The 3,341-nt window shown below is 36.6% G+C and carries 5 protein-coding genes; all 5 read right to left on the bottom strand.

The window, feature by feature from the left end:
- On the bottom strand, nt 1-861 hold an 861-nt coding region (locus HP439_RS18410), incomplete at its 3' end, for a GspE/PulE family protein (protein WP_172391791.1).
- A 118-nt stretch (nt 862-979) separates the two neighbouring features.
- A complete protein-coding gene (locus HP439_RS18405; protein ID WP_172391790.1) occupies nt 980-1,474 on the bottom strand; it encodes a hypothetical protein in 495 nt (164 codons plus the stop codon).
- 2 nt (nt 1,475-1,476) lie between these two features.
- A complete protein-coding gene (locus HP439_RS18400; RefSeq protein WP_172391789.1) occupies nt 1,477-1,896 on the bottom strand; it encodes a prepilin-type N-terminal cleavage/methylation domain-containing protein in 420 nt (139 codons plus the stop codon).
- Nucleotides 1,897-2,495: 599 nt separating this feature from the next.
- Nucleotides 2,496-3,065, bottom strand: coding sequence for a hypothetical protein (locus HP439_RS18395; protein WP_172391788.1), 570 nt, complete (start codon nt 3,063-3,065; stop codon nt 2,496-2,498).
- A gap of 6 nt (nt 3,066-3,071) precedes the next feature.
- Nucleotides 3,072-3,341: hypothetical protein (locus HP439_RS18390; RefSeq protein WP_172391787.1), on the bottom strand; the 270-nt coding region annotated here is incomplete at its 5' end.

Genomic DNA, 3,341 nt, shown 5'->3' with positions numbered 1-3,341 from the left:
AAGTCCTATATTTTCGCGGAGCTGCACCTGATTAATTCCTTCCAGTGTGTATTCAATAGGATCTTCAATCGTCAGAATATTTGTTGTCTCCTTATTCAGGTGTTTAAGGGTTGCATAGAGCGTGGTTGTTTTTCCTGATCCTGTTGGTCCGCTGATTAAAAGGATTCCATTTGGTTTTTTCACCCCGTGCAGGTAGTTGGAAAGATCGCTTTCGGACATCCCCAATGATTCAATGTGTATGTTTGACGCATCATTATTAAGCAAGCGGAGCACCACTTTCTCACCGTGTAACGTCGGCAATATCGATACACGGATATCGAAATGCTCATTATTTTTCACATAATGTATGCGTCCATCCTGCGGCAATCGTTTCTCAGCAATGTCCATATTGGACATAATTTTGATCTTATTGATAAGTGCCGGATAATCCAGTTTTGAAAGAGAATACCGTTCAACCATCTGCCCGTCGATACGGAATCGCACGCGCCCACGATCTTCGAAACTTTCAATATGAATGTCACTACTTTTAAGCTTCTTTGCCTCCCATATCAGATTATCTAAGAAATTGTTATCAAAACTCAGCTGTTTGAGTGGCGTGTCCGTTCCGGAACCGTACTCTTCAAAGTAATACCGTTGAAGCAACTCATCGACAACTTGCGACTCTACACTCACAAGCCTAAAAGAGAAATCAAGCACCATAGAAAGTTCGTCTTCCAACACAAGAGGATCCTGATCGGTAAGCAGCTCGATAAAATCAGCATTCTTCGAAGCGGAAATCACGCGGTAGTGCCTGGCCAACTGCCTCGATACCTCTTTGATCGCTTGCTCGTCAATCTTACGGGACAATGAATATTCGGACATTGGTTAAATAATTGTCTTTTAAATTTCTTTATTGAGGTAATAATATGTCTGGCTAAATTTATACAAAACGAATCGAAAATTCAACAAAGCTATACATTAAATCTTTTTACTCTTAAAACTAGTTTGGTAAATAAATTGGCAAGGAAAATAATTCGAAAAACGCCAGTGGTAAATAAACCACTAAACAGGTTGCCTGAATCCCGGCCAAAGGTACGTGGCGATTTTTCCCCTGTAATCGAAATATAATAGGGGTTAACAATAACGCGATAATCAAACTTGCAACAGTGAACAAAATGTATTGCATTAAACTAAAGTAAGGCGTTATCACTAGAAAGAACAACACATCCCCCCAGCCTAAGTGACGAACAAAAAGGTTAACTAATTTTTTTTCTTTAATAGAGAAATAGATCGTTAAAATTAATAACAACACTAGAACGAACAAAAGATTGATAACAGTCGTTAACAACCACCCCCCGTAGCTTCCTTGCATCAAAATTAAACCTGCTAATCCTATTGCAAGAATAATATACCACCACAGATGGACCGTGCGATGCTTAAAGTCTTCCCACGCCAAACCTACTCCACCCAGCATCGCTATGCCCAATAAAATCATAACTAATCTGCAGTAACTTCTTTCAAATTTTTATCCTGATCGATTTCCCAAACATTGAAAGTACCATCCCCGTCGAAATCGACTACAGCCGTCGCACGACCGATAAAGCCCTTGTTGTCTGCCTGGATAATCTCCACGCGATAATTGGCTTTTCCGTCATTCCCCTCTGTCGTCAATTTTTCCTGAATGAAACCAATCTCCGTAAGATCATCCGAATATTTGGATTTCTCGTAGAAATAATTCTTCTGCAATGTCTGCACATGCTGCAATTGCATTTTAGCCTCCGTGCTCTTCGCTTTTGTTATTAAAGGAAGTAAGTTTGGCAATGCTAGTAATATCAGAATACCAATGATAACCAGGACAACCAATATCTCGGTTAAGGTGTACGCTTTTAATCGCGCCGAATGGATTTTATATTTCATAATTTAAATTAACCACCCAACAAAGATAGATAATTCCATTTAGTAAAAGAAATGAAAGGAAAATGGAATCACGAAAACAGCCTTCGCTTTAAATCTCCCCAATTATAAACATGATGTTTAAAATATCTATGTGTTAAGTTACATAGCAGTCGTAAAGATAATAATCAAAACACTCCATACCTTTAATTTCGCAAAAGCTAAAATATCAAAGTTTGATAATCGAATTCTCCTCTTAATATAAAGCTAATTAGTCGAAACGTTGTGCGCAATTTGGTCTAACACATCAATTTGAACGTAAACTGGCTTTAAGACTTCACTTTATCAATCAGTGAAGAAATACAAAATGCTTATTGTAGTTTGTTAAAATGTAACCATGCAAGTGTCCCACTTAAAATATTTTTTGTAGGGGAACAGTCCTCTAACACTTGTAAACCTTTATATCAAAACATTTATATAACACAAAAGAGAGTTTTCCTAACGAAAGTTCAAAATGCTTTCCATATCATGTTTACAATTAAATGTACATAGCTTGAAGTTACTTTTAGAGAAATAACTCCTATCGCTTTACGGGAGAGTCAATTAAATAGGTTGTATTATCCTTAAAATAAATGTTTTATGCTTTTAATAAATCTGTACCAGAAAAAACAACTTAGACCAAACAAAAAGCATAAAAGAAACATAAGAACAAAAATGTTCATATGGCTTTCGTTTTTAAATTTCAACCAATTGATCAGTTTTTGGTCCAATAGTATTGGTTTTATATATTCAGTTTTAATATTTAAATATTCGTCTTCGCTTATTAGTCTTCTCCTGTGTTTTATATCTATCGAAATATATGCGACATTTCCATCGCTCATGGCCGTTTTGAAAACAACAGAACTGCTAGTTATGAAACACTCTAACAACCCGTTAATAGACAAATCAGATTGGATTAGATCGCCGGAATACAATACCAAACCACCAACACTATCTACAATAACTAATCCATAATTCTCTTGAGAAACGTCATATCCCCAATAATCAAAATTTAGATTATATGGTAGTTTATACCGCTCTCTTAATTCCGCATCTTGGAGCTCATAAGAGATATTGATTGTTCCTAGAAATCCAATTATTATAGTTGCGCCTGTAAAAATGAGGATAGCAATCAGTATTATAGTCTTTTTCATTTTCTTCTAATAAAAGGGGATGGTAACGGTGGTCGGATTGTAATCATAGGGTACTCCAAACCTTTCTAAATTCGGACCCTTTCCGTCAGGAATCATCGTAGGGGAAATGAAGATTTTCTCATTTATCTTTTCGTCTACGACATCTGGGTCCCAAAAACCATCCCCCTCGAATATCGTATAGGTCGCTGTTTGGGTAAAGGGATCTCCGATAATACTTATTGTCGTTCTCCCCACATGAAATTCAAATTCTGTCACATTTATCCCTTGTTTTGCTTT

Origin of the sequence: Sphingobacterium shayense, assembly GCF_013179575.1 — a bacterium.
In the GTDB taxonomy this organism is placed as follows: Bacteria; Bacteroidota; Bacteroidia; order Sphingobacteriales; family Sphingobacteriaceae; genus Sphingobacterium; species Sphingobacterium shayense.
Note: the sequence above shows the minus strand (reverse complement) of the source record. Positions and strands in the feature narration are given on the sequence as shown.

What these genes read in the sequence shown, in the direction of transcription:
- HP439_RS18405 (WP_172391790.1), bottom strand. Translation starts at nt 1,474, where the DNA reads ATGATTTTATTGGGCATAGCGATGCTGGGTGGAGTAGGTTTGGCGTGG.
- HP439_RS18400 (WP_172391789.1), bottom strand. Translation starts at nt 1,896, where the DNA reads ATGAAATATAAAATCCATTCGGCGCGATTAAAAGCGTACACCTTAACC.
- HP439_RS18395 (WP_172391788.1), bottom strand. Translation starts at nt 3,065, where the DNA reads ATGAAAAAGACTATAATACTGATTGCTATCCTCATTTTTACAGGCGCA.